At 62.6% G+C, this 26,699-nt stretch carries 27 protein-coding genes and 1 pseudogene; 1 reads left to right on the forward strand and 27 read right to left on the reverse strand.

The features are described from left to right. Positions 1 to 15: 15 nt before the first annotated feature. From AC3FOF_RS29855 to fabG, 20 genes are all read right to left on the reverse strand, one after another. Positions 16 to 2,628 carry an aminotransferase class III-fold pyridoxal phosphate-dependent enzyme gene (locus tag AC3FOF_RS29855; protein ID WP_488728652.1) on the reverse strand — a complete coding sequence of 871 codons (2,613 nt, stop codon included), beginning with the start codon at positions 2,626 to 2,628 and terminating at the stop codon, positions 16 to 18. 38 nt (positions 2,629 to 2,666) lie between these two features. Further along, positions 2,667 to 3,710 (reverse strand): 3-oxoacyl-[acyl-carrier-protein] synthase III C-terminal domain-containing protein, encoded by a 1,044-nt coding sequence (locus AC3FOF_RS29860; RefSeq protein WP_488728653.1) that lies wholly within the window; start codon positions 3,708 to 3,710, stop codon positions 2,667 to 2,669. Positions 3,711 to 3,779: 69 nt separating this feature from the next. After that, positions 3,780 to 4,646 (reverse strand): ApeI family dehydratase, encoded by an 867-nt coding sequence (locus AC3FOF_RS29865; RefSeq protein WP_488728654.1) that lies wholly within the window; start codon positions 4,644 to 4,646, stop codon positions 3,780 to 3,782. 5 nt (positions 4,647 to 4,651) lie between these two features. Then, a complete protein-coding gene (locus tag AC3FOF_RS29870) occupies positions 4,652 to 5,095 on the reverse strand; it encodes a DsrE family protein (protein ID WP_017230169.1) in 444 nt (147 codons plus the stop codon). Beyond that, a complete protein-coding gene (locus AC3FOF_RS29875) occupies positions 5,092 to 5,574 on the reverse strand; it encodes a DsrE family protein (protein ID WP_488728655.1) in 483 nt (160 codons plus the stop codon). The genes AC3FOF_RS29870 and AC3FOF_RS29875 overlap by 4 nt, the downstream gene beginning before the upstream one ends. An 18-nt stretch (positions 5,575 to 5,592) precedes the next feature. Further along, positions 5,593 to 5,967 carry a hypothetical protein gene (locus tag AC3FOF_RS29880; protein ID WP_017230171.1) on the reverse strand — a complete coding sequence of 125 codons (375 nt, stop codon included), beginning with the start codon at positions 5,965 to 5,967 and terminating at the stop codon, positions 5,593 to 5,595. Next, positions 5,964 to 6,647 carry a 2-hydroxychromene-2-carboxylate isomerase gene (locus AC3FOF_RS29885; protein ID WP_488728656.1) on the reverse strand — a complete coding sequence of 228 codons (684 nt, stop codon included), beginning with the start codon at positions 6,645 to 6,647 and terminating at the stop codon, positions 5,964 to 5,966. Before AC3FOF_RS29885 ends, AC3FOF_RS29880 begins: the two co-directional genes overlap by 4 nt. An 80-nt stretch (positions 6,648 to 6,727) precedes the next feature. Beyond that, the gene (locus tag AC3FOF_RS29890; RefSeq protein WP_488728657.1) at positions 6,728 to 7,777 is read right to left on the reverse strand and encodes a hypothetical protein; all 1,050 of its coding nucleotides are present in this window, start codon (positions 7,775 to 7,777) and stop codon (positions 6,728 to 6,730) included. A gap of 7 nt (positions 7,778 to 7,784) precedes the next feature. Then, positions 7,785 to 8,600, reverse strand: a complete 816-nt coding sequence (locus tag AC3FOF_RS29895; RefSeq protein ID WP_488728658.1) for an alpha/beta fold hydrolase — start codon at positions 8,598 to 8,600, stop codon at positions 7,785 to 7,787. After that, positions 8,597 to 9,634, reverse strand: coding sequence for a beta-ketoacyl synthase N-terminal-like domain-containing protein (locus tag AC3FOF_RS29900; RefSeq protein ID WP_488728659.1), 1,038 nt, complete (start codon positions 9,632 to 9,634; stop codon positions 8,597 to 8,599). Before AC3FOF_RS29900 ends, AC3FOF_RS29895 begins: the two co-directional genes overlap by 4 nt. Next, positions 9,631 to 10,779, reverse strand: coding sequence for a beta-ketoacyl-[acyl-carrier-protein] synthase family protein (locus AC3FOF_RS29905; RefSeq protein WP_488728660.1), 1,149 nt, complete (start codon positions 10,777 to 10,779; stop codon positions 9,631 to 9,633). Before AC3FOF_RS29905 ends, AC3FOF_RS29900 begins: the two co-directional genes overlap by 4 nt. 40 nt (positions 10,780 to 10,819) lie before the next feature. Continuing rightward, complete coding sequence (locus AC3FOF_RS29910; protein ID WP_488728661.1) at positions 10,820 to 11,761, reverse strand: beta-ketoacyl synthase N-terminal-like domain-containing protein; 942 nt, start codon at positions 11,759 to 11,761, stop codon at positions 10,820 to 10,822. 190 nt (positions 11,762 to 11,951) lie between these two features. Beyond that, on the reverse strand, positions 11,952 to 13,196 hold the full coding sequence (locus AC3FOF_RS29915) for a beta-ketoacyl-[acyl-carrier-protein] synthase family protein (RefSeq protein ID WP_488728662.1): 1,245 nt from the start codon (positions 13,194 to 13,196) through the stop codon (positions 11,952 to 11,954). 6 nt (positions 13,197 to 13,202) lie between these two features. Then, positions 13,203 to 13,466, reverse strand: coding sequence for an acyl carrier protein (locus AC3FOF_RS29920; protein ID WP_017230179.1), 264 nt, complete (start codon positions 13,464 to 13,466; stop codon positions 13,203 to 13,205). A gap of 95 nt (positions 13,467 to 13,561) precedes the next feature. Further along, entirely contained in the window at positions 13,562 to 13,825 is a 264-nt protein-coding gene (locus tag AC3FOF_RS29925) for an acyl carrier protein (RefSeq protein ID WP_276266153.1), read from the reverse strand. Between the two features lie 16 nt (positions 13,826 to 13,841). After that, positions 13,842 to 14,816 (reverse strand): beta-ketoacyl synthase N-terminal-like domain-containing protein, encoded by a 975-nt coding sequence (locus tag AC3FOF_RS29930; RefSeq protein WP_276266152.1) that lies wholly within the window; start codon positions 14,814 to 14,816, stop codon positions 13,842 to 13,844. Further along, a complete protein-coding gene (locus AC3FOF_RS29935) occupies positions 14,809 to 16,092 on the reverse strand; it encodes a beta-ketoacyl synthase N-terminal-like domain-containing protein (protein WP_017230182.1) in 1,284 nt (427 codons plus the stop codon). Before AC3FOF_RS29935 ends, AC3FOF_RS29930 begins: the two co-directional genes overlap by 8 nt. Continuing rightward, positions 16,089 to 16,553 (reverse strand): 3-hydroxyacyl-ACP dehydratase FabZ family protein, encoded by a 465-nt coding sequence (locus AC3FOF_RS29940; RefSeq protein WP_017230183.1) that lies wholly within the window; start codon positions 16,551 to 16,553, stop codon positions 16,089 to 16,091. Before AC3FOF_RS29940 ends, AC3FOF_RS29935 begins: the two co-directional genes overlap by 4 nt. Positions 16,554 to 16,557: 4 nt before the next feature. Then, positions 16,558 to 17,001, reverse strand: coding sequence for an ApeI family dehydratase (locus tag AC3FOF_RS29945; protein WP_017230184.1), 444 nt, complete (start codon positions 16,999 to 17,001; stop codon positions 16,558 to 16,560). Between the two features lie 34 nt (positions 17,002 to 17,035). Continuing rightward, a complete protein-coding gene (gene fabG, locus AC3FOF_RS29950) occupies positions 17,036 to 17,791 on the reverse strand; it encodes a 3-oxoacyl-[acyl-carrier-protein] reductase (RefSeq protein ID WP_276266150.1) in 756 nt (251 codons plus the stop codon). Between fabG and AC3FOF_RS29955 the strand changes: the two genes are divergently transcribed. Continuing rightward, positions 17,779 to 18,075, forward strand: a complete 297-nt coding sequence (locus tag AC3FOF_RS29955) for a hypothetical protein (RefSeq protein ID WP_488728663.1) — start codon at positions 17,779 to 17,781, stop codon at positions 18,073 to 18,075. The two genes, fabG and AC3FOF_RS29955, sit on opposite strands and share 13 nt — an antisense overlap. A gap of 1,022 nt (positions 18,076 to 19,097) precedes the next feature. On the opposite strand, the gene fabZ is transcribed toward AC3FOF_RS29955, so the two are convergent. From fabZ to AC3FOF_RS29990, 7 genes and pseudogenes are all read right to left on the reverse strand, one after another. Then, positions 19,098 to 19,562, reverse strand: a complete 465-nt coding sequence (gene fabZ / locus AC3FOF_RS29960; RefSeq protein WP_488728664.1) for a 3-hydroxyacyl-ACP dehydratase FabZ — start codon at positions 19,560 to 19,562, stop codon at positions 19,098 to 19,100. A gap of 254 nt (positions 19,563 to 19,816) precedes the next feature. Then, positions 19,817 to 20,911 carry an alpha/beta fold hydrolase gene (locus AC3FOF_RS29965; RefSeq protein ID WP_488728665.1) on the reverse strand — a complete coding sequence of 365 codons (1,095 nt, stop codon included), beginning with the start codon at positions 20,909 to 20,911 and terminating at the stop codon, positions 19,817 to 19,819. A 251-nt stretch (positions 20,912 to 21,162) separates the two neighbouring features. Next, a pseudogene (locus tag AC3FOF_RS29970) lies at positions 21,163 to 21,552 on the reverse strand (transposase); the annotation flags it as partial. Between the two features lie 185 nt (positions 21,553 to 21,737). Further along, entirely contained in the window at positions 21,738 to 21,983 is a 246-nt protein-coding gene (locus AC3FOF_RS29975) for a helix-turn-helix domain-containing protein (RefSeq protein ID WP_488728669.1), read from the reverse strand. Positions 21,984 to 22,023: 40 nt separating this feature from the next. Then, the gene (locus tag AC3FOF_RS29980; protein WP_488728666.1) at positions 22,024 to 24,189 is read right to left on the reverse strand and encodes an acetate--CoA ligase family protein; all 2,166 of its coding nucleotides are present in this window, start codon (positions 24,187 to 24,189) and stop codon (positions 22,024 to 22,026) included. 16 nt (positions 24,190 to 24,205) lie between these two features. Next, entirely contained in the window at positions 24,206 to 25,039 is an 834-nt protein-coding gene (locus AC3FOF_RS29985) for a p-hydroxycinnamoyl CoA hydratase/lyase (protein ID WP_488728670.1), read from the reverse strand. 69 nt (positions 25,040 to 25,108) lie between these two features. Beyond that, the gene (locus AC3FOF_RS29990; RefSeq protein WP_488728667.1) at positions 25,109 to 26,581 is read right to left on the reverse strand and encodes a benzaldehyde dehydrogenase; all 1,473 of its coding nucleotides are present in this window, start codon (positions 26,579 to 26,581) and stop codon (positions 25,109 to 25,111) included. Positions 26,582 to 26,699 lie beyond the last annotated feature (118 nt).

The following is a 26,699-nucleotide window of genomic DNA, read 5'->3' on the forward strand; positions in this document are numbered from 1 at the left end:
ACGCAGGGCGTACCATTAGTTGACGAAGAATCCATCCGCCTTCATCTCACCCAGTGACTTCTCGAACGCATCGCAGACGATCTCCAGATCCTCTCGCGTATGCGCATACGACAGTGCGAGGAAATGAAGCTCCGGCATATATATGCCCTGCTTGCGCATGTAGTACGCCAGCGCAATGCTTGACTTGTAGTCGCTGCCCCCCTGGATCTCGCGATAGAAACGGGTTTCGCGATGCGAGAAGCTGACCGTGAAGATCGAGCGGACCGCCTTGATCCTGGCGGGTACCTGCAGTCTTTGCGCAATCTCTACCAGGCGCGTACGCAGCCATTCGGTATGCTCGTGCAACGAGGTATAGACCTCCGGATGTGCCTTCAGGTAGTTCAGCATCGCGACCCCAGAGCCAGCAGACAGCGAGTTTCCGCTCATCGTGCCGCCGAGGAACACGCGGGTTTCATAGTCACGGAACGGATCGGTGGTGCTTCGCGCGATCTCCATCAGCTTCTTCGAACCAACCACCGCGCCGCACGGCATACCACCGCCAATGATCTTCCCAAGCACGGTCAGATCCGGCACGACGCCGGCCAGGATCTGCGCACCGCCATAGCACACACGGAAACCACTGACGACTTCGTCGAAGACCAGGGGAATATCCAATTCCGTGCACAAGGCGCGCATCTGCCGCAGGAAATCGACATCCAGGCGCCCCATCGAGAAAGGCAGCGGCTCCAGGATGACGCAATCGATCTCCTCCGCGCGCTCGCGTACGATCTTCAGGCTTTCCGGGTGGCCGTACTGCAGCACGATCGTGTTGTCCACCGTCGATTGCGGCGTCCCCGGGCAGCCGGCTACCGGTTCGGGACGCTCGAGCGGGCCCCGTTGCTGGAACCAGGAACTGACCATCGCCTGGTCGGAGAAGCCGTGATAATGGCCCTCGCACTTGGCGACCTTGCCCCGCCGGCGATAAGCCCGGCAGATCCGCAGCGCATGTATGACCGCCTCCGTACCCGAGTTGGACAAACAGGCATAGTGAGCCCCGGGGAACGCCGACACCAGCAGGCGCGCAAGCTCCACCTCGGAGCGGTTGCCCATCGCATTCAGGCTTCCATCTGCTACCAGCGCCTGCTGCGCCTTGACGATCTCGGGATGCGCGTAGCCGAGAATGTGCGGCCCGTAGCCGCCCGTCAAATCGATGTACGAATGGCCGTCGACATCCTCGATCCGGCACCCCTGCCCTTTCTGCGCGAACATCGGATAGGTGCAGGGGAAGAAGTAGCGGTTCATATGAATCGACGCGATCATGAAACGCTCGGCATCGCTGCGCATTGCGAGCGCCTGCGGAGTCTCGCGCTTGAAATGGTCGTCGAACCGTTGCCGCACGTCCTCGTTCATGTACGGCGAGTAGCGGTCCGAGAAGCGGCGGGAGTTCTCCCAAACGTCGATATCAGGGTCGATCTGCGTGCCGAAGCCTTCGCAGGACGCCAACGTCAGTTCGACCTTGGTGAAGTTCGGCGTGTACTCCGCGCCGTGCTTCTTCAGAACAGCGGTGACGTCGCGGAAGAAATCGGCCGTCTTCCATTCGTCGGCGATCTCGAAGAAATATCGGTAGATCACCGCCTTCACCTCTCCGAAGAAGCGGCCATAGTCCTTGGCACGCTCCTTCTTCAGCACGAAGTACGTCAGGAATCGCTCCGTCGCCAGATCCCATTCCTGCCGGATCGATGCAAAGAAGAACGACGCCAGTCCCCATTTTTCCGCCTCGGTGACGTAGACGGTGATGCCGAAATCGAGAAAGACGATCTTGCCATCCTGCGTAAACTTGACGTTGCCCGGATGCGGATCACCATGCGCCACGCCGTGCATGTAGAGCATGGTGTAGACGGCATCCTGCAGGCGCCGCGACAACTGCGGTCGCGGCAGGTCAACCTTATGGAAGTGCTTGCCCGGTATGCCGTCGACAAACTCCATTACCAGCACGCTGTTCCGGGTGTATTCGCCATACACCTTGGGAATAACGACAAAGGGATGATTGGCGAAATTTCTGCCAACGTTCTCTATATTGCGTGCTTCCTGCCGCATGTCGAGCTGCGGCAGCAGCAGATTGCGCAGCTCGGCGATCCGCGCCGGGCCGTTGAAATGCCGAATCGGCCGCACCAGCGCATGCATCAGGCCAACCATGCCACCCAGGAAGTTGAGGTTGGCCTGCAGGCGGCGCGGCACATTGTGCTTGACAATCTTGACCGCTACCCGCTCCCCCGTCTTGAGACGGGCCTCGTGAACCTGCGCGATCGATGCGCTGGCCAGCGGCGTGTAGTTGAACTCGGCGAAGATGCTCTCGTACCCGTCACCGAATTCGTCGCGCAGGACGCGGCGCACCTCTGCTTGCGAAGTCGCCGGCACATCGTCCTGCAAACGCTGCAGCTCCTTGATGGTCTCCTCGCTGAAGGCATCGGAACGCGTCGACATGATCTGACCGAACTTCACATACAGCGGTCCCATCGCAGTGCAGAAGCTGACGATGCGCTTGCCCAGGAGCTGGTCTCGGGCCGCCTGCGGCTTGCCCGCAGACTTGATGTAATAGGCGGCCGCATTCCATAATCCGACCGGCACCAGGGAAATACCTGCAATCATCGTGAAGCTCCGTAGTGGTGAGTATGCTGGCGAGCGGATCAGAAATGGAACGTCGAGGCAACGAAGGACATGCCTGAACTGCCGACCCAGAACCCGATCCGGTCACCGCGCTGCAGTTCGCCGTTGCTGGCGTGCACGGCGATCGCTGCCGGGATCGACGCCGAGCCGACGTTTCCGTACTGCGGAAAAATGTAGCGCATACGGTCGCCGAAACCGCAGGTATCCGCCCATTTCTGGTAAGCAGGCACCGATCCACCGGTGTGCGGGAAGACCATCTTGATCTGGTCGCGGTATGGCGTGAGTAGCCGCAGGCTTTCCTCCATATAGGCAGAGTAGTTGAACACCTGCGAGCTGAAGGATGTAAACGCACCGATGCCGTTCAGACCAATCTTGTTGCTCGGCGGCGAACGTTTCTCGTAACCGCCTAGCGGAATAGTGCATAGATCGACCCCGGTCTTCACCGACAGGTACTTGAAGAACCAGCGGTTGTCATCGTCCGCCGACAGGATCGTCGCCGATGCGCCATCGCCGCCGCAGTAGGCGGAGAAACAGTAGGCGATGTCGCGCAGATTCGTGAGCTGGAAGTTGCTGGGATAGGCGACTCCACCCGGTACGAAATACGACTCGGCGTTGACTATCAGCGCGCGCTTGTAACGTCCGGACACGAAGTGGCTCTGCGCAATGTCGCAGGCCCGGGTCCACGCCATGCAGGCGTCCAGAACGTCAAAGCAGTCCACCCGGTCCATGCCCAGGGCATTGGCAACGAAGTAGGAATCCCCCGGCTCGATGAACCCCCGGCAGTTTCCGGTGTAGATCAGCAGGTCAATGTCCTCGGGCCCGCATTCCGCCTGATTCATCGCGTCGCGGCAGGCCCTCACCATCAGATCCAGCGGGCGCTCATCGTCGGCGAACCAGTAGCGGCTCTCAATCGAGGTGCCATCGAGCATCCACTTGATGTAGTTGAGCGCCTTGTCGAGATCGCCTTCGAAGCGCTGGGCGCTGTTCTTTCTCACTTCCTCGAGCACATCGGCGTTGCTCATCTTCCGCGAGGCCGGAAGAAACGAAATGCCTTCGATACGCATAGCAGTTGTCCTGAATGATTGGGACTAGAAGGACCCGGAGGGCCCATTAAGGCGCTGGTCTGGCCGGGATCAGCGCGGATCGATCATGGCAACCAGACTGCCAACCCGAGTGACGATTTGGTTCCCGATTCGCGCTTCACCACTGAACACGACGCCGTTCTGCAGCATGCGGTCGATCCTGGCCTCGATAGTCAGCGCCACGTCGAACGGAACGTGGTGCTGCAGGGTCGTATCGCCAACCGAGCCCAGCACAATGTCTTGGGGCTCCGACGCGTCCCGCGACATGAAGAACAGGGCGATACCGGCCTGCCCGATCGATTCGATGATCAGGCCTTGCGGATACCACGGCGGCGGCTGCTCGAGGAATAGTGGCGATGCCCGGTTCACCACCTTGCGGGCGCGGATCCAGGCGCCCGGTTCATAGTCCTCAATGGTGTCCAACAGCAGGAACGGGTAGCGATGTGGCAGCACGCCTGCTATCTGCCGATGGCTCATCGCCCTGCCGGCCTTCCCGCCCGGATCCAATCGTTGTGCCTCGCCCCCGTCGGCGGCGGCCTTGCCCCTTGCGATGCAGCGCAGGGTCGCCCGTGCCTTGAGCTTGTCTCCGACGCGGGCCGTCGCGCTTATTTCCATCCCGGACTCCGTGATCGTTCTGAGGCTGGCGGATAGCTCGACACGGTCTCCCGGCAGCACCGCATCGAGATACTGGATGCGTTTGATGGCATCCACCGACATGACTTCGCCGGTCTCGCCATGCAGCAGCGTCTCGGCCAGGCGGCAAAGCCGCTCTGCGATCAAGACCCCCGGATAGATCGGATTGCCCGGATAGTGCCCAAGCGCGAAGATGTCGGTCCCGCTGACCAGAAAGTGGTCGTGGATTTCGCTGCCGACAGCGGCGTCCCGGGCCTTAGTTGGAAGTTGCAGTGTCGTGTTCATAACGGTTACCAGTACCAGACGCAATCGAATTGGTTCATCAAGGGCGACAATTCCGCCTCGTGCAGCACCGAGACGCCTGGCAGCAAGTCATCCGCAGCAAGATGCAAGCGTTCGATGTCGGCATGCCAGGCGTACAACGGAACGCCGGCTTCGAGCAGTGCCACCACTCCGCTTTCGTGGTGGGAGAGACCGCTCACGTTCGCATCGCCGATCCGCAGTACCAGCCTGGGTTGCTCGCGGAGGGCGAAGTTCACGGTATCTCCCTTCAGCAGCAGCGCGGTTGGTGCACCCATCGCCTTCATGATCCGGGTCAGCCAAAGGATATGGCCGTACTGCTCCTCCAGGCCGCCGCGGTAGGCGCGCTCGATGATGGTCAGCGAACTCTTGGAGCGGCCCTTGCGCGGCCCGCCCGCCTTCCCGGCGCTCTTCGTCTTCGCTCCTGCGCTCACGATTTGACCCCCAGTACGAGAGACACATCGGCGGCACTGAGGTAGTGCTGGAATGAGAAGGGAATCTTCACCTTGATCTCCGGAATCTGAGCGGTCGTTCCACGTTCTTCCATGCAGTAGCGGCACACCAGCCATTCGAGCTGGCCGCTACCCGGGTAACGGCGGAACAGGGCCTGGATCAGCTCCGCAGTAGTCGGATTGATGTCTCCGGCATCTCTCGCCGCGAAGAAATCCCGAGGCCGGACCAGCGTGCTCTGCGAAAGGCCTGTCGCGTGCCCGCAGTTCCATACCGTGACATTGTGGCCCTGCCGCAGCGCGGACTCGACCATGCGGAACAGCGACGTCACGGTGTCCGTCTGAAACGGCGTACCCATCATGCCGAAGAAGAAGCTGGGGCGTCCGCCAACGGACTCCCGAGGCGCGCATGACGATTCGTCATCGCAGACCGCCCGGGTATCGGTTAGATGCGTTTGGATCATTGGATTAGGGGCTCCCGCTCACGAATGCCATATGGTCTTGACGCCTCGGCCCGCCATCTCGGCCACCAGCGCGTCGGTGGCCCACACGTCGCCATGCTGCTGCGCCAGATCGAGCGGGATTCCACGCTGCGCCAGAGAGAATTCATCGCACGAGATCCGCACACGCCCGGCAGAGTCGCTCCGTAGCATCTGGAGCGCGTTGGCGTCGCGTCGCAGCCAGAGCACGCCGTTCTGGATCAGGTGCAGATGCACCGCGTTGCCGCTGGCAAGCAGGCAGCGCGCCATATCGAGAAAATCCCCAACGTCGCCGGACTCCCAAGGCGAGCGGGATTCCACCAGCAGCATCAGCGGCGACTCACCCGTCCCCGGGCGTGCGTTCGAGACGGTGTTCATCCGCAGCCTCCGGCGTGGTCCAGCAGGGCGCTGCCCGTCATCGCGGTGGGCATTTCAACGGGCGCGGCCTCCTGCCCGACGCTACCGGCGAACTCGTGCAAACGATCGATGCCCCAGAATTTCTCCCGTCCGGCCGTGAAGAACGGTACGCCGAACACGCCGGCGCGGATGCACGCGCGCAGGGCTTGCAGGCCCTCGGCGCGGATCTGCGGATCCAGATGTGCATCGCGCAGTTCGATCGGGTCCAGGCCGAGCACGCAGCCCACCTCCTGCATCGCTCCGGGATCGCAGATATCACGGCCGAGCTTCCATCGCATATCCTTGACGGCCTCGATGAACTCCAGTGCCTTGCCCGCCCGCTCGGCGACGAAGTAGGCCAGATGCGGCACCTCCCAGCGCGGCGACTTGTCCTGAGGCCAGGCGATCGTCAGGCCGCGCTTGCGTGCCAGACGCCTGACATCCATCAAGATGTAGAGGTGCTTCTCCTTGGACATGGCGGTGTATAAGAACGCTTCGCCATGCTTGCCCAACGCTCCCCGGAGCTCTTCGTCAGGCTCCCAGAACGGCTTTAGCGCAAGCCGCTCCAGCAACTTCGGATATCGCGTCTTCAGGTCGTGGATCGCCAGCCAGGAGTACGGGCTGCGCAGGGAAAAATAGAAGACCGGCTCGGACATATGCATCGTGCTTTGATCGGAATCCGGCGCGCGCGCGACACCCGGCGGTGCCGTTCGCGAACCGTCCGGGCACGTAAGGAGTCCCCTCATTTGCCAAGCCGTTTGTCCCCGCGGATGGCGGCGACGACTTCGGCATCGAACTGCACCAGTGACCAGTCGCGGCGACTGTTCACTACCGCGTAACCGTGGGTAATATGGCCGGTAGCTGTGTGCACAAGGCGGCCATGCCGTTCCACATAGCAGTCCATCCGAGACTTGTAGGTAGTGTCCTTGCAGATGTCCTCGACCGTGAATACCGTGTAGATGGTCTCCTCCATCATGGCTTCGTCGATCATCTGCAGATTGGCGGCCGGCACGACCGGAATCCACTTCTTGTTCTCGAGCAACGTGCGGATCGATATGCCGCGGTCGGCGACGAACAGATCCAGCACCTCCTCCATCAATCGCAGATAGCCGGAATGCTGCATGCGGTCGTTGAAATGGCAGTAGAAATACGGCACGTGCCACTTCCAGACAAAGGAATTGGTCTGGTCCGCGCCCAGCGCGGCCAGCACGTCCGGCGGCACCACGCCGGGTTCCCGAGTCAAGTTCAGGCCGTCGATCGACTTGCGTTCGCCACGCTGGATGCGCGAGACCGTGTAGCGTTCGATGCGCGCATCGTGCCGGGCCGTGCCGGCGTGCGCGGTGACGACGCTGTCATCGAGCCGGAAGATGACGTTGACCGTGCCGGTCAGCGCCTTGATCTCCTTGCCGTCGCGATTCACCATCAGCTCGATGCCCATCACCATTTCCGTATCGGCCGGCTTGGTCTTCGGGATAACGTGGATGCTGACGCTGTCGTCCATATGCAGCGCGTGCAGGATTCGCACGTTCGAGTTGACGATTTCGAGGCAGAGACCGCTCTCCTCGTAGAGCGGGCGCGGCGACAATCCCTGGGTTCGGAAATGCTCCAGAACGGCCTCTTCGACGCAATACATCACGTGCTTGAAGCCGATCCAGGTGCAGATATTCGATCCCTCGAAACGAGGCTTGACCAAATGGGTCGTGCGTTCCATCGCGATCTGGTAGGTGGCGGTCACATCATTCATGGTATGTGGTTTCCTATTAAGGATGATTGAACAAAACGGGTTGGACATGGTCCGGCTAGGCCGCAGCGGAGAACACCTCAGGCGCCTGGCATGTGCGGACCAGAAATCGATCGATCGCGACGGCGCTTTCCTGCTCGCGACAACTGAGCAAGAAATGACCGCATCCGCGATGCACCTCTAACGCTGCGTTCGGCAATGCGGCACGCAGCGCCTGCGCATCGGCCAGCGGCGAAGAGAAGTCCTCATCACCGCTCAGTACCAGCACAGGCTGCGTCAGATGGCGCAACGGCAGGAACGGCATGCGGGCGAATAGTTGCCAGAAGTTCATCCATACATAGCAGCCGAAGCTATCGCGCGCGGCTTCGGTCATGCGGCGCAGAACGTCTGGATCTAGCGCCGCGCGGCGCCTGCGCAGGCGGATGCTCAGCTCGACGAAGTCGGTAAATTCGTTGACATAGCGTTGGAACAAGGGCCATGTCACGTCCTGCGGCGAGACCTTGTAGAAAGGCGAGATCAGCGCCACCGGCACACGGTCGAACGCAGCATCCCGCGCCAGCAGTGCCAGCACGGTACTCGCACCGAAGGAATGGGCGACCCAGGCATCGGGCTGCAGTTGGAAGGCGTCGAGCGCCTCGCGCAACCAGTCTTCCGAGCGCAGGATCTCCCCCCAGAATCCGCCCTGCCGGCCATTCCACGGCAAATCCAGCACCACGCAGCGGTAGCGGTCGCGCAACCGTGCCAGCACACCGCTCCAGACTTCCGGCGGCTCCATCATGCCGTGGACCAGCACCACCACGGGCGCGTCGTCGTCCGGGCCATAGACGCGCGCGGTGACCTCGAAGCCGTGAATATGGCAGGTACCATCTCTCATCGCGCCGTCCCATCGGCGCGCCCAGGGGCATCGACCACCACAGCCCCGCCGCGACGATCCATCCAGTTGCCGCCGCCCACGATCACAACACCGTCCCCGGCGGGCTCGAAGCCCCTGACCGGCGCGGCGCCGCGCAGCTGCTCGCACGCATGTATGAGCTGAAGCAATGCCGCCGAACCATACGAACGGGTGATCGGCCCGCCCAGGTCGATCACCTGATCGTGCCCACTCGCCATTCGGGAAAGAAAGGATCCACCTGGCAGATATATGGACTTGCTCTGCTGGCGTGCAAACCAGTCGCTCGCGGGCTGTGCGTCGTGCGCATCCGCATGAGCGTACATGTGATCCGACAGATAGCCGTGAATGATGGCGCCACGGTCTAGCGCATAGTCGCGAGCCTCGAGCACGACGGCGCCCGCGCCTTCGAGCAACGGCGCCTCCGCCTCGTCCAGCTCCTGCCGCCCCCCGGCCAGCAAGCTGCAAAGCGCGCTGCCGCCGGATTCCACCGTGGCCACCAGCATCCGCTGGGCCCGGCCGTTGCGAATCGCGTTGGCCGCGACGATCAGTGCATCCAGCGATGCCGATGCCCCGGAGCAGATCATCAGATTCAACGCCTTCAGGCCGAATCGGATAGCGATCGTTGAAGCGACGATGTTGCTCGACGCGTTCGGCAGATCCATCGAGCTGGTCGCGTTCACATGCTCCCGCCGGATCGTTTCCGCTGCGCGGCAGACCGTATCCAGATTGCCCGTATTCGACGCCACAGCGACACCGAAGCCCGGGTCATCGAGCTTCCGACTGGCATCATCGACCAGACCGGCATGCTGCAGCGCCAGCTTTGCCGCGCACATGGCCATCAATGTTGAGCGCTCCTTGTAGCGCAATCCCTTCTTGCCCAGCGTCAATTCGGGGGAAAACACGGGGTTGTCCACCTGTGCGTGCTGCAACGCCTCCGTCAGCGACGGCTGAACGCCAAAGGTGGGGATCTCCCAGCCGAAACCGGTAATCGCGATCGGTGCGCGGTTCGTACTCATGCCTCTTTCTCCAGGATCACCACCGCGTTGACGCCACCGAAGCCGAAGGCGTTGACCTGCGCAATCGTTCCGCTGAAAAGTGAATTCCATCCTTCGCGGACGAAGTTCATTGTGCGTGCCCCGTCCATGACGTTCACCAGCCCGATCGTGGGCGGCACCACGCCGTTGTTCAGCGCTTCGATCGCCGTCACCACACCCACCAGTCCGGATGCGCCGGAGGTGTGCCCGGTCATCGACTTAAGCGCCGAGACGCGCACCGCATTGGCCGCCTCGCCCATCGCTTCGTGCATGGCCTGGGCCTCCGCCTCGTCGTTCAGGCTGGTACCGGTGCCATGCACCATCGCCAGATCGACTTCATTGGCCGCCACGCCGCCTCGTGCATAGGCGTCCCGAATTGCGCGGACGAGGCCGCCCGTGTCGGGAGCCGTTTCATGAATGGCATCGCAACTGGTGCCTACGCTACGCACGACGGCAAGCAGGTCGGCTTGGCGCGCGGCGGCACGCTCCACACTTTCCACCACCACTGCAGCCGCACCGTCGCCCATCAGCACACCCTTACGGTCTCGTTCGAATGGCTGGACCCGGTCCGGGTGCAGCGGATTCACGCGATCCAGCAGACCGAACATGCTTTCAGTAATCGCGTCGCAACCGCCAACGATCACGTGGCTGAACGTGCCATCGCTGATAAAGTCTTCGGCGAGCGCCAATGCGAAGCTCGACGCGGAGCACGCATTCGACACCGTGATGACCGGCAGTGCGCTGCCCAATGTTTCGTTCAGTATCCGCTCGAAGTGAAGCTGGTCGATGGTCAGCGGCTCACCCGTCGTCCAGAACAACTCCAGCGAGCGCAGCTCACGCAGGCCAGTGCCAACGATGATGCCGATCGCGGCGTCCCTTACTGACAGGCGTGCCTCCTCGACCGCGGCAGCAACCGCCTTCGCCAGCATTTCCGAAGCCCGCAACACGCGATCCTGCCGGTTCGGACGGTCGGCGATCTCGTAGGCATAGCTGACGTTGAACCTGTCGGCGTCGAACGATTGCAGCGGCTTTCTGCCGGACTGACCTGCACAGAGCGCCTCGAACGAGCGGTGCTTGTCCTCCCCGACACTGGTCACCATCGCCGAACCGGTAACGGCTAGTTTCATACCCTTTCTCCAAAGTTTCGCAGGAATGGTGGCCTAAGCATCAGGCGCGCACCACGAGGCAGCCGACATGCCCGTCATCGCCGCTGACCAGCGCGATCCCGATGCGCGGCCGGTCCGCACCGTCCCTCAAGCTCACCAGCAGGCGGCCAAGCGCCAGGGAGAAGGTGGCGCTGTAGGTGTCACCCATTGACTCGGTCAGGTCATCGCAGTGGACGCGTACGTTCGAGCCGAATACCTGTGTGACCGCGCGCAACTCGGCTTCCCGGCTGCCAACGTCCGCGGCGCCGCACAAGCTGCAAACGGCGACGTCGCCTGCCGCGACTCCGCATTGCGCGACCGCCTCCGCCAGGCATGCCGAAATTCCTTCGACCTGGTCGGCCTCGCCGCCGTCTGGCGGATCGAAGTAGCGGCCATACTGCAGCGCGACAATCTCCGCCAGCGGCGTCTCGCCTCTCGCCTGCATGTCGGCGGCGCGCTCCAACGTGAACATGGCGCAACCCTCGCCCAGCGGCACCGCGTGGCGGCGCCCCTTTTCGATCAGCATCCGGTGTGCCCACGCGGTCTGCGGGCACAGCTCCTCCACACTGCCGGTGAACAACGTATCGGCATAGTGCCGGCGCAACATCTGCGCGGCGTACTTGATCGCCAGCAGGCCAGACAGCCGACCGCCGGAGATGGTGGCGTTGATGCAGCGCGCCTTGAACCAAATGCCACACTGCCCAGCCGCGCAGTTCATCACCGTGTTGGGAAACAGTGCGGGGTTCACGAGGAACGGGCGATCTTGCACCAGCGAATCGCGGGTGAAATCGCTGGTACTGCGAATACTTCCGGTGCTGGTTCCGATCACAAATCCGACCCGTTCCGATGCTGATTCGTCACCAATCGGCGGGCGGCGCTCGTGCAGCAGCTTGGCCGTGCACACCGCCAGCGCCGTGGTGCGGTCCATGGTGCGGATACCCTTGCCGCCGAGCAGCGCGGCCACCTTGAAGTGGGCTGGCCGATAGTCGACGTCGCGCGGAAACGCTGCGTCCGCGTCATGTATTGGATGCCCGTCCGCTTCCTCGGAGAGCGGGGTTTCGGCCTGATTGAACGCTTTGGCGCCAATGCCCAGCGATGAGATCGCTTCCCAGCCCGCTACGGCAATCCCTAGTGATGCCATGATTGAATTCCTTTCAATGTGCGTAGCGCGCGTAGACGGTGATGGCGTTGTTGCCGCCGAAGGCGAAGCCGTTGTTCTGGACGATGCGCAGCTCCGCCTCGCGCGACCGGTTCGGCACGCAATCCAGATCGCAGCTGGGGTCGGTTTCGCGGTGATTGATCGTCGGCGGAATGAAGCCTTCCTCGACAGCGACCGCACAGGCGATGCTCGCCAGCGCGCTGGCCGCGCCCATGGTGTGGCCTATCATCGATTTGATCGACGATACTGGCGGCATGCGCTCGCCGAACACCTCATGGATCGCGCCGGCCTCCGTGATGTCATTGGCCACCGTGCCAGTGCCATGCGCGCAGACATAGTCGACATCGTTCGCCGAGATGCCCGCGTTCTTGTGCGCCAGACGGATGCAGCGCGCGATACTGGACTTGTTGGGCGCCACCATGTGGTCCGCATCGCAGGTCAGGCCGTAGCCCAGCACTTCGGCATAGATGCGCGCGCCGCGCGCCAAGGCGCTGTCGAGCGACTCCAGCAGTATCACGCCAGCGCCCTCCCCCGTCAGGATGCCCTTGCGGGCACTGTCAAACGGCTGGCAGACCTCTGGCGCGATCGTGCCGAGGCGATAGAACCCCGCGAACGTCTTGCGGCATATCGAGTCGGCGCCGCCGCATAGCATGAAGTCGGTATCGCCCAGGCTGATGCTGTCGTAGGCATAACCGATGGCGTAGTTCCCCGCCGAGCAGGCCGTCGGAATGGTCACGGCGCCACCGTCGAGTTCCAGCTCACGGGAGATGGCGAAGGAGATGTGGTGCGACGGCACCTGTCGAATCAGATCGTAGGAGATCGATGCATAGCCGCCGCGGACCGCTTGTTCGGTCAGGCGGTCGATGACCTGCGATTCGCCATCGGTGGTACCGATCGAGACGCCGCATCGCCCTGCGGAAAGTTGTTTCCGGTCGATCGCAGCATCCTTGACCGCCATGACCGCGGCTGCCACGGCAAATTGCGCGCTGCGACCAAGCGAGGCCGGGTTGAGCCGATGAACCCACTGCTGCGGCTCGAAACCACGTACTTCACACCCCTTGTTCGTGGCGAAGCCCGCAGTATCGAACGAGGTAATCTCCGAGACACCCGAAACCCCATCGCGCATGGCTTTGGCAAATGCCTCGACACCCAGGCCGACACTCGTGACGGCGCCGATGCCCGTTACGACGACTCTTCGCATGAACGCTCTCCCTTTCGCCCTGTTTTTATCTTCGGTCATCACTCCTTATTCCGACCAACCGGCGGCTTCCTGTACGACCCGGTAGACGCCTTGCAGGTTGACCATTCGGGCTAGCGCCTCTTGCGGAATCTCGACGCCGAAAGCCTTCTCCAGGCTGGCCAGGATCTCAATCGCGCGCAGCGAGTCGGCATCGTGGTCTTCCTTGAATAGGCTTTCCAGCGTCATCTCGGCCGGCTCGATCTCCAGGATGTCCGACACGATCTGCTTGATCAGGGACAGGTGTTCTTCTTTGCTGACGAGTTTGTTCATCTTCGACTCCTAATCGGATAGCTCCCGTGGCGCGGGAGGATTCATACGGATGATGGGTTGACGGTCCTGCAGTATCTAGATCGGCTCAAGCGCGCTCAGCTTTCCCAGCCGGCGGCTTCCTGCACGACCTGGTAGACGCCTTGCAGGTTGACCATTCTGGCCAGCGCCTCTTGCGGAATCTCGACGCCGAAGGCCTTCTCCAGGCTGGCCAGGATCTCAATCGCGCGCAGCGAGTCGGCATCGTGGTCTTCCTTGAATAGGCTTTCCGGCGTCATCTCGGCCGGCTCGATCTCCAGGATGTCCGACACGATCTGCTTGATCAGGGACAGGTGTTCTTCTTTGCTGACGAGTTTGTTCATGGCGATATACAAGACTTCAGGGAGTGGATAAAAATGCCAGGTAGCGGCGTTGATGAATGGCGATCAACAGGATTGGACGATCCTGCGTCAGCCAATATGCGGCCCAAAGCAGCGGTTCGACCGCACCGATGCTGCTGAACGCGAGTTCGACACGGGAAGAAGTGGACATACCAGCGGCGTTCAGCCAGCGCAGCCAGCAGGTGGCGCAAGCCGCGCCGGTCTCCGACGCATCGCGAAGCACAACGAGCTGCGCGATGCCCGCGAACGCGCCTGCCTGCTTCAGCAGGCGGCCCGTACTGCCGCGTGCGGCGAGGGCAGGATCATCCAGCGAACCCCATGCTGTCGCCGCGATGCGACGGCCGCCGCCGGAATGTCCCGAGTGCAATTGCAACACCACGGCACCTGGCATGACCTGTGCGCCGTCCGCGTCGGAGACCGTTTCCTCTGCGGCAATCGACAGCGCCGTATCGATCCGGCCCATCTGCAAGGCCTGCACGGCCAAGTACAGGCCCTCGAATCCCGCCAGCAGCGGCGATGGCAGGGTTGTGGCAAATGCACGACTGCGGCTGGCGATAGCTAGATGCGCGGCGGCGATGTTGGCCGAGATATTCGGCGCGGACACCGTGTTGAGCGCCTTGGCGCCTGCCGCCAGCACCGCCTGGTCGACCTGCCGGCGCACCGCATAGTCGGCCACGGCGGTGCCGAGATACACCCCGCGCCGCTCTTCGTCCGCATCACGCCAATGGGTATTTCCGGACATGCGCAGGCAGGCCAACGTCGCTGCCAGTCCGTAGCGCGTGGTGTTGTTCAGATAGCGATGCTTGACCCCAGGCAGGTCGCGTGCGGCGTCGAACCATGGGTCCATCGCGGCAAGGTTAGCCACGGGTCGGCCCGGGAACGGTAGCCGCATCGGCATGCCAGCGTCGTGCAACCAGTCGCTGCGCAACCTCGGCGTGAGCGTAGTCAAGGCGGTCAGGAAGGCATCAGCCATCGCACATGCCCTCCAGCACCACCGAAAGATTGTTGCCGCCGAAGCCGTAGGCACTCACCAATGCCCGGGGAGGATCGTCGCATGCGGTGGTCCGCAGATCGGCGGCCTCCGCGTGCAGGCATAGCGGCACCATCGGGTCGAGCTCTCGCAGATACAGGACGGGCGGAACGCGTCTGCTGGCCAGTGCCTTCGCCGCGGCCAGCACCGAGAACGCGCCGGACGCACCGGCGCTGTGGCCGAGATGAGCCTTGATCGGCATGACCTGCAAGGCCGCCGCCGCCGCGCCAAACGTCTCGCCCAGCATCTCGCCCTCGATTCGGTCGTTTATCGGCGTACCCGTGCCATGCGGCACGACCAAGCCGATCTGTCGCGCATCCAGACCCGCGTGCGTCAGCGCGCGATTCACCGCACCGCGGATATCGCGCCCCTGCGGCTGCGGCGCCGTGGGATGAAAAGCGTCGCAACTGGTTCCGGATGCCAGCAGTCGACAGTATGGCGATCGCGGCAAGCGAGCCACGACCTCGGCCGATGCCAGGACCAGCGCCGCGGCGCCCTCGCCCAGGACCGTTCCATTGCGCTCGGTGTCGAACGGCCGGCAACGGTCTGGGTCAAGCGCCGTCATCTTCTGGAATCCCGCTTGCGTGACGCGGGATAGCAAGTCGGCCCCCACCACCAGCATGACGTCGGCCGCGCCGACACGGATCAGATCGGCTGCCTCGGTCAGCGCGTACAGCGACGCCGCGCATGCGTTGGCGATGGTCAACACCGGACCACTCAGCGGAAGACCGGTGCGCCTCGGCAGATCATCCGCCACGCGATATGGATTGCAGTCAGCCAAGCGGTCCAACCCGCCGGCGAGACGACGCGCCTCTGCGCGCTCGGAGTCGCCCGCCGCAGTGCCGATCGCCATCCCGACTATCAAGTCTTCATCCAGCAGCGCGGCCAGGCCGTCGTCCATGCACTCGCAGTCAGCGCAGGCCTCTTCAATTGCCGACAGCGCCATTTTCTCGAAGGTTCCGAGCGCTTCGCCGGGCGCCGATGGCAGTTCTCCCGGGCGAGCATAGGCGTGACGCCAAGAAGCATCCCCATCAGGAAATCCGGCAATGGCGTTGCGCGCAGGCGCCGGCGGCGGCCGGAACAATGCTTGCCAGAGTTCCGCGACGCCGTGCCCGAGCGGCGATACCGCACCCAGGCCGATGATATAGATGTCAATAGCGCGCGCACGGCCATCCGCCCGGCCATGTCGCACGCTATCCGGTCTGACGGCGTCGCTCATGGATTCCTCGCAAGATCTGTGACGTCCACCAGGATCGCTTTCAGGTTCGTGTAAGTGGCTATCGGCCTGCCATCGACTTCCGTCCTCCCAGACAGGTTCACCAGCCTGGTGCCGATGAAATCGAGCCTGATCTGATGCTGCAATCGGTCGCCGGGGAAGGCGTCGCCGAGAAACTCAATGTCCGAGAATTCGCCAAACACGACGGCGCGACTGGTGTCGCCCGCAACGAGGAAGCCGCGCCGCGCCAACAGCACGCCGGCCGTCTGCCCGAACGATTCCACCAGCAGGGATACCGGATAAGCGAGTTGATCGGCACGCTGCGCGGCGTCGGCGCTGCGATAGCAGGGTTCGCTGAAGGTGATGTTCTTGAAGGCGCGCGCCGTGGCCGGATCGCTTCCCAATTCCACCGCGTCCACCAGCAGCATCGGATTTCGATGCGGCATTTGACGCAGGATCTCCATGGGCTCAAACCGCATCTGCGCCCTCCCTTTCATTCGCCGACACCTGCTCCGCGACGACTGCCAACTCCAGCAGCCCAGCGGCCACCTTCGTCCTTCCCTTGGCGAAGCGTACTTCGGCCACGATTCGCCCATCATCACCTGCGGCCGACTCCCATGTCACGGTAAGCGCACAGGTCTCCCCTGGAAACACTGCGTTGAAGAAACGCAGATGACTCACCCGCCGTAGACGGACGGCCCGGCCATCCGTCGCCAGCACCGCATGCGCCATGGCACGTTGCGCCATTTCCATCAGGAACACTCCGGCAAGCACTGGTTGATGCGGAAAGTGCCCGTCGAACACGGCATCGGTCTGGGAAAAATGCCAGATGAAAACCCAATGCCGTTCGGACAGCGCGTGGGCCTGATCGTGCAAGCGCATGCCGGCAGCCGAGTTGGGGAACAGGTTCATGATCTGATCTTCCGGGAGGGAAACGCGTGTGGCATCAAATGATGATTCCGCCATCGACCTGGAAGACCTGCCCAGTGATGTATGCGGCGTCCGGGGAAGCAAGGAAGCGGATCATCGCGCCGATCTCCTCGGGGCGACCGAAACGTTTCAGCGGAATGCGCTCGAGCATCGCCGTCTTGATCTTCTCGCCCAGATCCAAGGTCATATCAGTTTCAATGTAGCCCGGCGCCACTACATTGGCGCGAACGCCATGCAACGCTACCTCCTTGGCCAAGGCCTTGGTGAAGCCGATGATGCCGGCTTTCGACGCAGAATAGTTCGTCTGCCCCGCGTTACCAAACACCCCGGCCACCGAGGCAATATTGATGATCGTGCCGGATTTTCTCTTGATAAAATGAAACGCGGCGGATCGGCAAAGATTGAATGTGCCCGTCAGATTCGTGTTCAGCACATCGCTCCAATCTTCGAATCTCATCGATAGCAGGCTAGCGTCGCGCGTGATTCCCGCGCAGTTGACGAGCACATCGACCCGCCCGAAGTGTTTCAGTGTCGTCTTGAAATACGTGTCGCATTCTCCGGCGTCGGAGACATCGCATTGCAGCGCGAGGCAAGGCATTCCTATTGCCTCGATGCTGGCCTTCGTCTCGAGCGCAGCTTCGCCTGGCGAGCGGTAACAATAGGAAATTGCGTAACCTGCTTCGGCCAAGGCCGCGCATGCAGCCCGTCCGATGCCCCTCGAGCCCCCGCTGACGATTGCGACCGGTTGGTTGAATTCAAATGCGTTATTCATTGACTGTGGCTCTTCATATATTGACGATCAAAACAACAACAGGAATTCTCTTCCCATCTCGAACAGGCTTCCTCGCCACCGAAATGACCTTTCTTGTCAACCTGAACGCGTGGCGCGCCTACGCTTTTTCGGTGCCCCGCCAGCTCGACCACGGATTGAGCGCCAAGAGGTGCGACGACTCCCAGGGTCCTTACGACGACGTCACCGAGAATTCGTCGCGCTTAAAGCCGTCCTGGCACGACAGGCCACAGGTCGGCTTCTTGGCGAACACCTCACGGCAATAGCGGTAAATGTTCGTCACCCATGTGGATGGATAGGAGCGTTAAAGTCGCCGCTACGAATTTCACGTCATTCCCTTTCGTCAGAGTGGGCGAGACTATAGGAGATCGCGGTGCCGTTGTGAGCTACCAGTTTTTGGAGGACAGCGTTGATTCGGGTTGGAATGACCATCGGCTTTGATTCAGATCAAAACGATCACTGCCATCTCACTGCGGTTCTTTTTGCATAAAACGCGTTTGACGTGAGGTTTATGTAGTAATGATGGGTCTTCCGCGCTTTGTGTGACGGTCGCGTCGAGGACTTGATCTCGGACCGATCTGGCCCACGTTGATCGGAGCTGCAGGAGCCTTCGGCGCATCGAGGAGGCGCGAATTCTATTCGCGCGGCTGCGCGGCGGCGGCGGATTGCATGCCGGTGCTCCAATACACGCAGCAGCATTGTTGCCGTCGCGCTTCGCTTCCTGTTTTACCAAGGTCGGAGCGAGGGTGGTCCCGGCCCGTGCACAGTTCGCTTACCCTTCTTCAGCAGCCTTCCAGGCCGCCAGCCCGTCGCTATAATGGACGCCCCCCGCTCCCGTCCACTGCATCCGTCAACGCGCCCCTGCGGCAATCCTTGCGGACATAGGCCAGCCTATGGGTGCCATGATGTCGGGAAATGGAGATTGCAGATGCTTTGGCGGACGTGCGTGAACTTGCGGAAATAGGCACTGTATGGACGGCTAGCCAGCGCCCATACTGAGCGGAAAAGCACCGAATGGCGAAGTAGGAGGGATGGGAAAGCTCGTCGACACCGGCGTCGACGCCATAGGATCTTCGCGGACGTCGTCGCAGACCAAGCCCGGCTTCGCGACGGCGCGCTAGGAGCTTGCCGTGGCGATTGCGTGCACGTCCGCCAAGATTGGGTAGCACATCCAAGAGGTGCTAGCTGGCGATTGTGTGCGAGAGAGGGCGCGACAGCACTTTCAAGCTGCGAGGGATGATGGCAGCCAGCGGCAGTGGTGATTGCCGTAGCGTTGCGGGCTCGTTGCTCAGCAGCAGAGATCCTTCTTGCTACGCGTCAGGGAAATCTTTGCCTCGACGGCGATGGCGCCGTCCACCGTGGCCGAACCTTGGAACCGGCAGACTCCGTCCCGATCATGCTTGAGTTCGACATGGATAAGCAGTTGATCCCCAGGGTAGACCGATCGCCTGAAGCGCGCCCTTTCGATCTCAATCACCCTATGCAAGTTACTCTCGATGCCAGTTTCCCCTTCGACAGATACCAGGATCATGGCGGTCTGCAGCAGTGCCTCTATGCATAGCACGCCAGGCATCACGGGGCTTCCCGGATAATGGCCAACGAAATAGGGTTCGTTGACAGTCACATTCTTGAGCGCGGTTACGGCCTTGCGCGGCTCCAAAGCAAGCACGCGATCGATCAACAGCCAGGGATAGCGGTGCGGCAACAGCTTCAAGACATGCTGGGTATCGAAACGGATCGGATTCCCGTTCATTTTTTTCTCGGTAAAGTATCAATGGGCTCGCACGACAGCGGGCAAGCGGCCCATATGGCCTGCCTCGCGCATGAGTGTCGGCTCCAATCTGGCATAGCCAAGCCCTCGCTGGTTCATCGCAAGGAGTTGCGGAAAGTCGTAGGATGGATGTCGGATTCCGACGTTGCATCCAACCGCCGGCGCGTGCGTAGCGCCACCGTCATCGCCGCCGCATGCCACCAGCATGTAGGACAATGCGACGGTCCGCCGTCGATTTAGTACCATCCCGTCGACTCGATCGCGCGTACCACTTCGGCTTGGTGCTCGATGAAGAAATCGGCGTGGCTACTGTTTGCGATGATCTTTTGCTGGCTATCCGGCAATGCGGCCTTGAACCACTCGAGAGTGCGCGACCGTCTCCGACTGGAATAGAGCAATAGCGTTTCCACCTCCTGCCGGATCTGAGAAGAAATGGGTTCGATCAGCCAGGGGAACAGGTCGCGCGGACTCGTTGGGTTCGCCGCCAGTATGAGCGATGGCGCTTTGACCGCCGCGTAATCTGGCGAGAAGGACAACGCTTCGCTGAGCATTGATTTGTCGACCGCCTCCGGCGTACTTGGACGCACCCTGCCATCTGGCAGCACGTGAAGACTATCCCGCAGGTTGGCCTCTGTGGCCGGTGTCCAGACCTTCCTAATACGCTTGGCGTAGGCAACGGCCGCAGCGAATGACGCCCCGTCCGACGGCTGTGGCGGTGGCGTCATCAGGGCGGGATCTGACGGCGCCACCTCATCTTCGAGCCGATTTTTGCGTGTGTAGTCGAAGGGGGTGTCCATGTATACAATCCCGCGCACGAGCTTGGGATAGCGGCCAGCGAACAGCGTCAGTTCATTGACGGCGATCGAGTGGCCGCACAGGACCGCGCTGCCAACGCCCAACCTGGACAGCAGTGACTCGAGATCCCTGACAAGCGTATCCGGATCATATCGCTGTACGGTACTCGGCATAAGCTTTTCCGATTGCCCGTAGCCGCGCCGGCTGACCGCGATAACTCGGGCACGTCGAGCTAGTTCGGCCGCCATGCCGTTGAAATACTGGGCGTTCTCTCCATGGCCTCCCAGCAGGACGACGACCCTCCGAGCGTTCGCTGCGTTCCAGTCCCTTACGTGCAATGTCACGCCAGTTGAGAGCGCTACGCGCCGGTCCGTTACCGTGGGCAGCAAGTTTGACGCATCTTCCCTGTCGTCGCCGCCGCAGGCAGTAAGGCCTGCTATCGGTAGCGTGAAGGGCAGCGCCGCTAGCGCTTGCGTCAGGCGCCTGCGCTTGTTGAATGGAGGGACGGGATACAGATTCTTACTTGCTTCGTGCATGGGAATCGAAAGCGTGTTTGCCGCGCATAGGCACTTCGGCCGAATGCGGCAGGCGAGTGGGAGCGTCGATGTTTCAGCGGCGGAGTTTAATGGATTCCCCTCGCTTCATTTGTACTGAATTGTGTCGATATTTGCGGCTCAGTGAGCGGAGCCGAGAGATCAGTCCGGAAACGATCGCGCACGAATTGAATGCCTTGATCTTGATCGGTCGGGGCCTGTCAGAAGTTCTGTGTTTTAGAGCGGCCAACAAAACCTGAACGCATCAGTCTCGCAATTCGCCACGAGACCACCATATACAGGACGAGCGCACGTTCGACACGGTCCATGTGCGATAGCTGCAACGTTTCCACCCTGCAGGCGTTTTTCAGCACGTGGAAGAGCATCTCGATCTCCCATCTGGCCCGATACCAATCGATGATGTCGATCACGGCATAGAGGTCTTGCGCCTCCCGGTTGGTCAGCAATCTCCACACCACAGGTTTCACGCCGGCCCGCGCACCGCGCTTTTCTGCCACCAGGCAGGTGAGCGACAGTCCTTTGCGGCCCGGCAACATGACGCGTTGCGCGCGTAGTTCCAGCCGCCTGACTTCACGCGCCTTCTGCCCAGCGCATCCAGGTAAGATGACGGCGATCTCCCGGAGCGCCATCGCGTCTGCCCGCCTTGTTGGCGAGATGCTGGCAGGAAGAACCTGAGGCAGAAATCCGGCTGTCCGAGGGGTCGCTGTCGCAGCAGATCGCCAGTCGATGAGGGCGCAAACCATGTTTGCGCCAGATACGTTGCGCGGTCGAGACCGACATGCTGCCCAACTCTGCGGCCAACTTGCAACTACTCCAATGCGTGGCGGGCTTGCGCTTGAGCGTGGTGCTCAACACACACGCCTCGAGCTTCTCCGGCGCGCCCGGGGGCTCTGCCGGGATGGCGTGCGTACAAGTCCCCCATCCGCTCGGCCGGAAACCGGCGCGACCAACGCGCGATAGAGCGCGAATCGCAACCGAGCCACTGCGTGATCGCGTCGCGCGACTCACCGTCTTCGAGCAGCAGGATCAACCCGGCCCGACGCACATCCGCCACACGCAACGTTTGGCTGCGCGTGGCTGGCAGCCATTGACAATCAAGTTGACAATTCGCACGGCTTCACGAGCATCAACGCGTCCAATGCAAGTACGCCGGAACCTTGTCGATAGACAATCACCGGATTCAGGTCGATCTCACGGATGCGGGGTTCGGATTGCAGCAGCGCGCCAAGGTTTACCACCACCCGCGCTAGTGCGTCCACGTCAAGCGGCGGCTCTCCCCGATATCCTTGCAGCAAGGCAGCGCCCCGCAATTGCCTCAACTCGTGCACGACCGCTTCCATCGGCAAATCGTGGGCCAGCAGACGCACATCACGCGTTATCTCCGCCGTGACGCCACCGAGGCCAACCAGGATCACTGGCCCCCATTGCGGATCGTTACGCGCGCCGACGATCATCTCAAGACCGCGGCTGCCCATCTTCTCGACCAGCACACCGTCGAGCACCACGTCCGGCGCATGTCGCTTCAAATTGTCGTCGAGCTGCATCCAAGCTGCGCGCAGATTGTCGGCGCAGTCGACACCGAGTATCACGCCGCCGACGTCGCTCTTGTGGCTCAACTCGACCGCTTGCATCTTTAGCGCGATCGGGTAGCCAATCCGATCCGCGATCGTCAGCGCGGCATCGAGGTTCGTGGCCAGCTCGCCGGGCGCAAACGGAATGCCGAGTGGTGCGAGGATCCGCTTGGCGCGGTATTCGGGCACAACGTCCCCTTGCCGCGGCAGGTCGGCTGCAACCGGTTCATGCGCAGACTCGGCGAAGTCGCGCGTACCGAGTTCGCTGAGTCGGGCAACGGCGCGCAAAGCACGCTCGGTGCTCGGGAAATACGGCACGCCCAGTTCGCGCATCTGATCGATGTACTCGGCCGGCACGATCGCCCCTTCGTCGAGCCCCGCGCAGATCACAGGTTTTTGCGGTCGCAGCTCCCGCACTGCGCGCAGCACGGGCGGCATCTTGATCGCACACGTAACCGGATCGGTCTGGATCAGGCCGACCACGACGGCCGAGAATCGAGCGTCGTCGAACAGCGCCGAGAGCGTGCGGTAGTACAGGTCCGGATCGACTAGCCCTTGTGCGGTCAGATCGATCGGATTGGCGACCGCGACGAACGGCGGCATCGCCGCGCGCAACGCGGGCGCGCTCTCATCGTCGATCACGGGCAAGTCAAGGCCGAGCGCCTCGCACACATCCAGACACAACGCCTTGAACGCTCCCGATTCGCCCAGGATCGCCGTCCCGCGGCCAGGCAGGCTCGCGCAGCGCAAACCGATCTCCGCGATATCGCCCAGTTCCTCCAACGTCTGCGCCATCACGACGCCCGCGCGTTCGACCTTGGTGCGCATCACGGCATGGTCGCCCGCCATCGCCCCCGTATGCGTGGCCGCCGAAGCGCGCGCGGCGGCGCTCTTGCCCGGATGCAGCAATACCAGCAGCTTGCCCGCCCGCCGCGCGCGCCGCGCAGCGTCGAGCAGTCGGCGTGGCTGCCGGAATTGCTCGGCAATCATTGCGACGACGCGGGTGCCCGGGTCGTCGAGCAGGAATTCCAGATAGTCCTCGAGATGGCTGGCCGCCTCGTTGCCGGTCGATACGGCATACGAAAGCGGCAGATGGCGGCTCGTCAGCGTGGTGTTGAGCACAGCCATCATCGCCCCGCTCTGCGACAGAATGCCGATCGCGGGCTCGCTGCGGCTGCGCTGCGCCTGCACCGCGCTCACGTCGGTCTCGATGAACGTCAGCGGCACACGGTCGAGATAGTTGATGCAACCGAGGCAATTCGGCCCTTCGATGAGCATGCCCGTCTCGGCTGCGATCCGCGCGATCTCGTGCTGCTGCGCGATCCCTTCCGGTCCCGCCTCGGCAAAACCGGCGGAAAAGATCACGACGGCCCCCACGTTTCGGTCCGCAAGCTGGCGCACGGCGTCAAGCACCGCCGCCTGTGGAATTGCCAGCACGGCGACATCCACGCCTGGCGGCAACTGTTCGATCGAGTTCACACACGGCCGGCCATTGATCTCATCGCGCTTCGGATTGACCAGATAGATCCTGCCCCCGTAATCGTTGCGCTGGAGGTTAGCCAGTACCGAAGCGCCGAGTGCGCCCGGCGTCGGCGAGGCGCCGACAATGGCGATCGACGCCGGTCTCAGCAGACGCGCCATGGCCGCGCGGCTCACCCCCGGCCGCGACGTGGATTGGGTCGTATTCATCGGCGGACTCCGGCGCTCAGCGCTTGCGGTTAAGATCGTAGGCGCCGAGACCAGGCTTGTAGGTCTTGTCGTCGAGGAACTGCTTGAGGCCTTCCTTGCGGCCGTCGTCGTCGAAACTGTTGGCCGCCTCCTGGGCTCGCACGAGGAAATCCTCGGCGTTGTCATAGGTCATCTCACGTACGCGGCGGACGGCGTCCTTGGTGGCTTTCAAGGCGCTCGGATTCTTCTTCAGCAGCGCCAGGGCCACTTCGCTGACACGCTCGCGCAGTTGCGCGGCAGGCACCGCCTCGTTGACGAGGCCCCATTCCTCGGCCTTGCGGCCGTCGATGTTCTCGCCGAGCATCGCGTGATACATCGCACGGCGGAACGAGAGCAGTTCTGCGGCGACCTTCGACGCGCCCCCGCCCGGCAGAATGCCCCAGTTGATCTCGGACAGGCCGAAGTGCGCTTCCTCGGAGCAGAACGCCAGATCGCACGCGAACAGCGGACCGTAGCCGCCACCGAAGCACCAGCCGTTGATCATCGCGATGGTAGGCTTCTGGTACCAGCGCAGGCGCCGCCACCAGCCGTAGCTCTCGCGCTGTGCCTTGCGCGTGCCCTTCAGGCCATGCGCTTCAGTGTCGCGGAAATACTCCTGAAGATCCATGCCGGCCGTCCACGCGGTGCCTTCGCCGGTCAGCACGAGCACGCCGACCTCCGGATGGAACTCCAGCTCGTCGAGCACCTGCATCATGCGCCGGTTCAGCGCCGGGCTCATCGCGTTGCGTTTTTCCGGGCGGTTGAATTTGACCCATGCCACGCCGTTCTCGATGCTGAAAACGACGGTTTGTTCCTCTGCTTGATTGCTCATGGCCTGCACCTTGATGAAAAAAGAATGAAGAGATCGGCCGGAGCGCCCGCGCGGACGCTCCGCCCGGGTTCAGAACGGATACTGCGGAACGGCGTCCTTGACCGTCACCCATTGCCAGTGCGTGTACTGCTCCCAGTCGGCGGGGCCGCCCACGCTGCTGCCGTTGCCCGATGCGCCGGTGCCGCCGAACGGGTTGATCACCTCGTCGGCGACGGTCTGGTCGTTGATATGCAGCAGGCCCGTGTGCAGCCGCTCGCCGAGGGCCATGGCGCGGCCCACAGAGGCCGAAATCACGCCCGCCGACAAGCCGTAGTCGGTACGATTGGCAAGCTCGATGGCTTCGTCGTCGGTATCGAACGGGATCACGCTCGCGACGGGCCCGAAGATCTCTTCGTCGAAAGCGCGCATGCCCGGCTTCACGTTGGACAGCACGGTCGGCCGGTAGAACAGTCCCTCGTGGGTTCCGCCCGCCTCGACCACGGCACCGGCCGCCACCGAGGCATCGACGATGTCAACGACGTTCTGCAACTGCCGGCGGTCGATGATCGGACCGAGCGCTACGTGCTCCACGGCCGGATCGCCGACCGGCAGGTGGCGCGCCTTGTCGGCCAGGCGCCGCGTGAGTTCCGCCGCGATGCTGCGGTGGGCCAGCACCCGGCCGGTCGCCATGCAGATCTGCCCCTGGTGGAACCAGGCACCGAACGCGATTGCCGACACGGTCTTGTCGAGATCGGCGTCGTCGAGCACGATCAGCGAGTTCTTGCCGCCCAGCTCCAGTGACACTTTTTTGAGATGCTTGCCCGCCAATTCGCCGATCTTGCGGCCGGCGGCCGTCGAACCGGTAAACGCAAGCATCGGCACGCCGGGCGCCTCGACCAGCGCCTGCCCGACGTCCGCGCCGCCGGGCAGCACGTGAAGCAGGCCCTTCGGCAAGCCCGCGGCGGCCAGTACTTCCGCAATCACGAAACCGCCTGCGTATGGCGTGCGCGGATCGGGCTTGATCACCACCGCGTTGCCCACCGCGAGCGCAGGCGCGACGGAGCGCAGCGACAGCACCAGCGGGAAATTGAACGGAGAAATCACACCGACCACGCCAAGCGGTAGCTGACGGGCAATGCTGAGCCGGCCCGGCGCGCTCGGCAGCACCCGGCCGTTGGCTTCCAGCGGCATCGCCGCAGCACGCTGCAGCAGCACGATCGCCTCTCGCACCTCATGCTCGCCCTTCGGCAGGATCCCGCCGGTTTCTCGCGCGATCAGTGCCGCGGCGACAGGCGCCTGTTCCTGCAGCAGGGCCGCGGCACGGTGAAACACGGACGCCCGCTCGCGCGGCGGCGTGGCAGCCCAGGCGCGCTGCGCCGCGCGTGCCGCTTGCACGGCAGCGGTCACGTCTTCCGGCGCGGCCCTGCCGACCTGGTGCAGCGGCTGGCCGGAGGCCGGCTCGACGACGTCCAGGACACTGGACACGCGGACCCAGTCGCCGTTGAAGATCGCGCCCTGCCAAGTATTGGCACTGGCAAGCGTAAAATCTGACGAGTTGCTCATGGCAGATGTCTCAAGTAATAGTCAAGTAGTAGTCAAATGCAGCCGTCTCCGATCGCCGTGGCGAACACCTCGCCACATCGACGGAACGTTGAAACACCGCTGATCTAGCGATGACACC

Source organism: Cupriavidus sp. 96C5-1, from assembly GCF_057798855.1.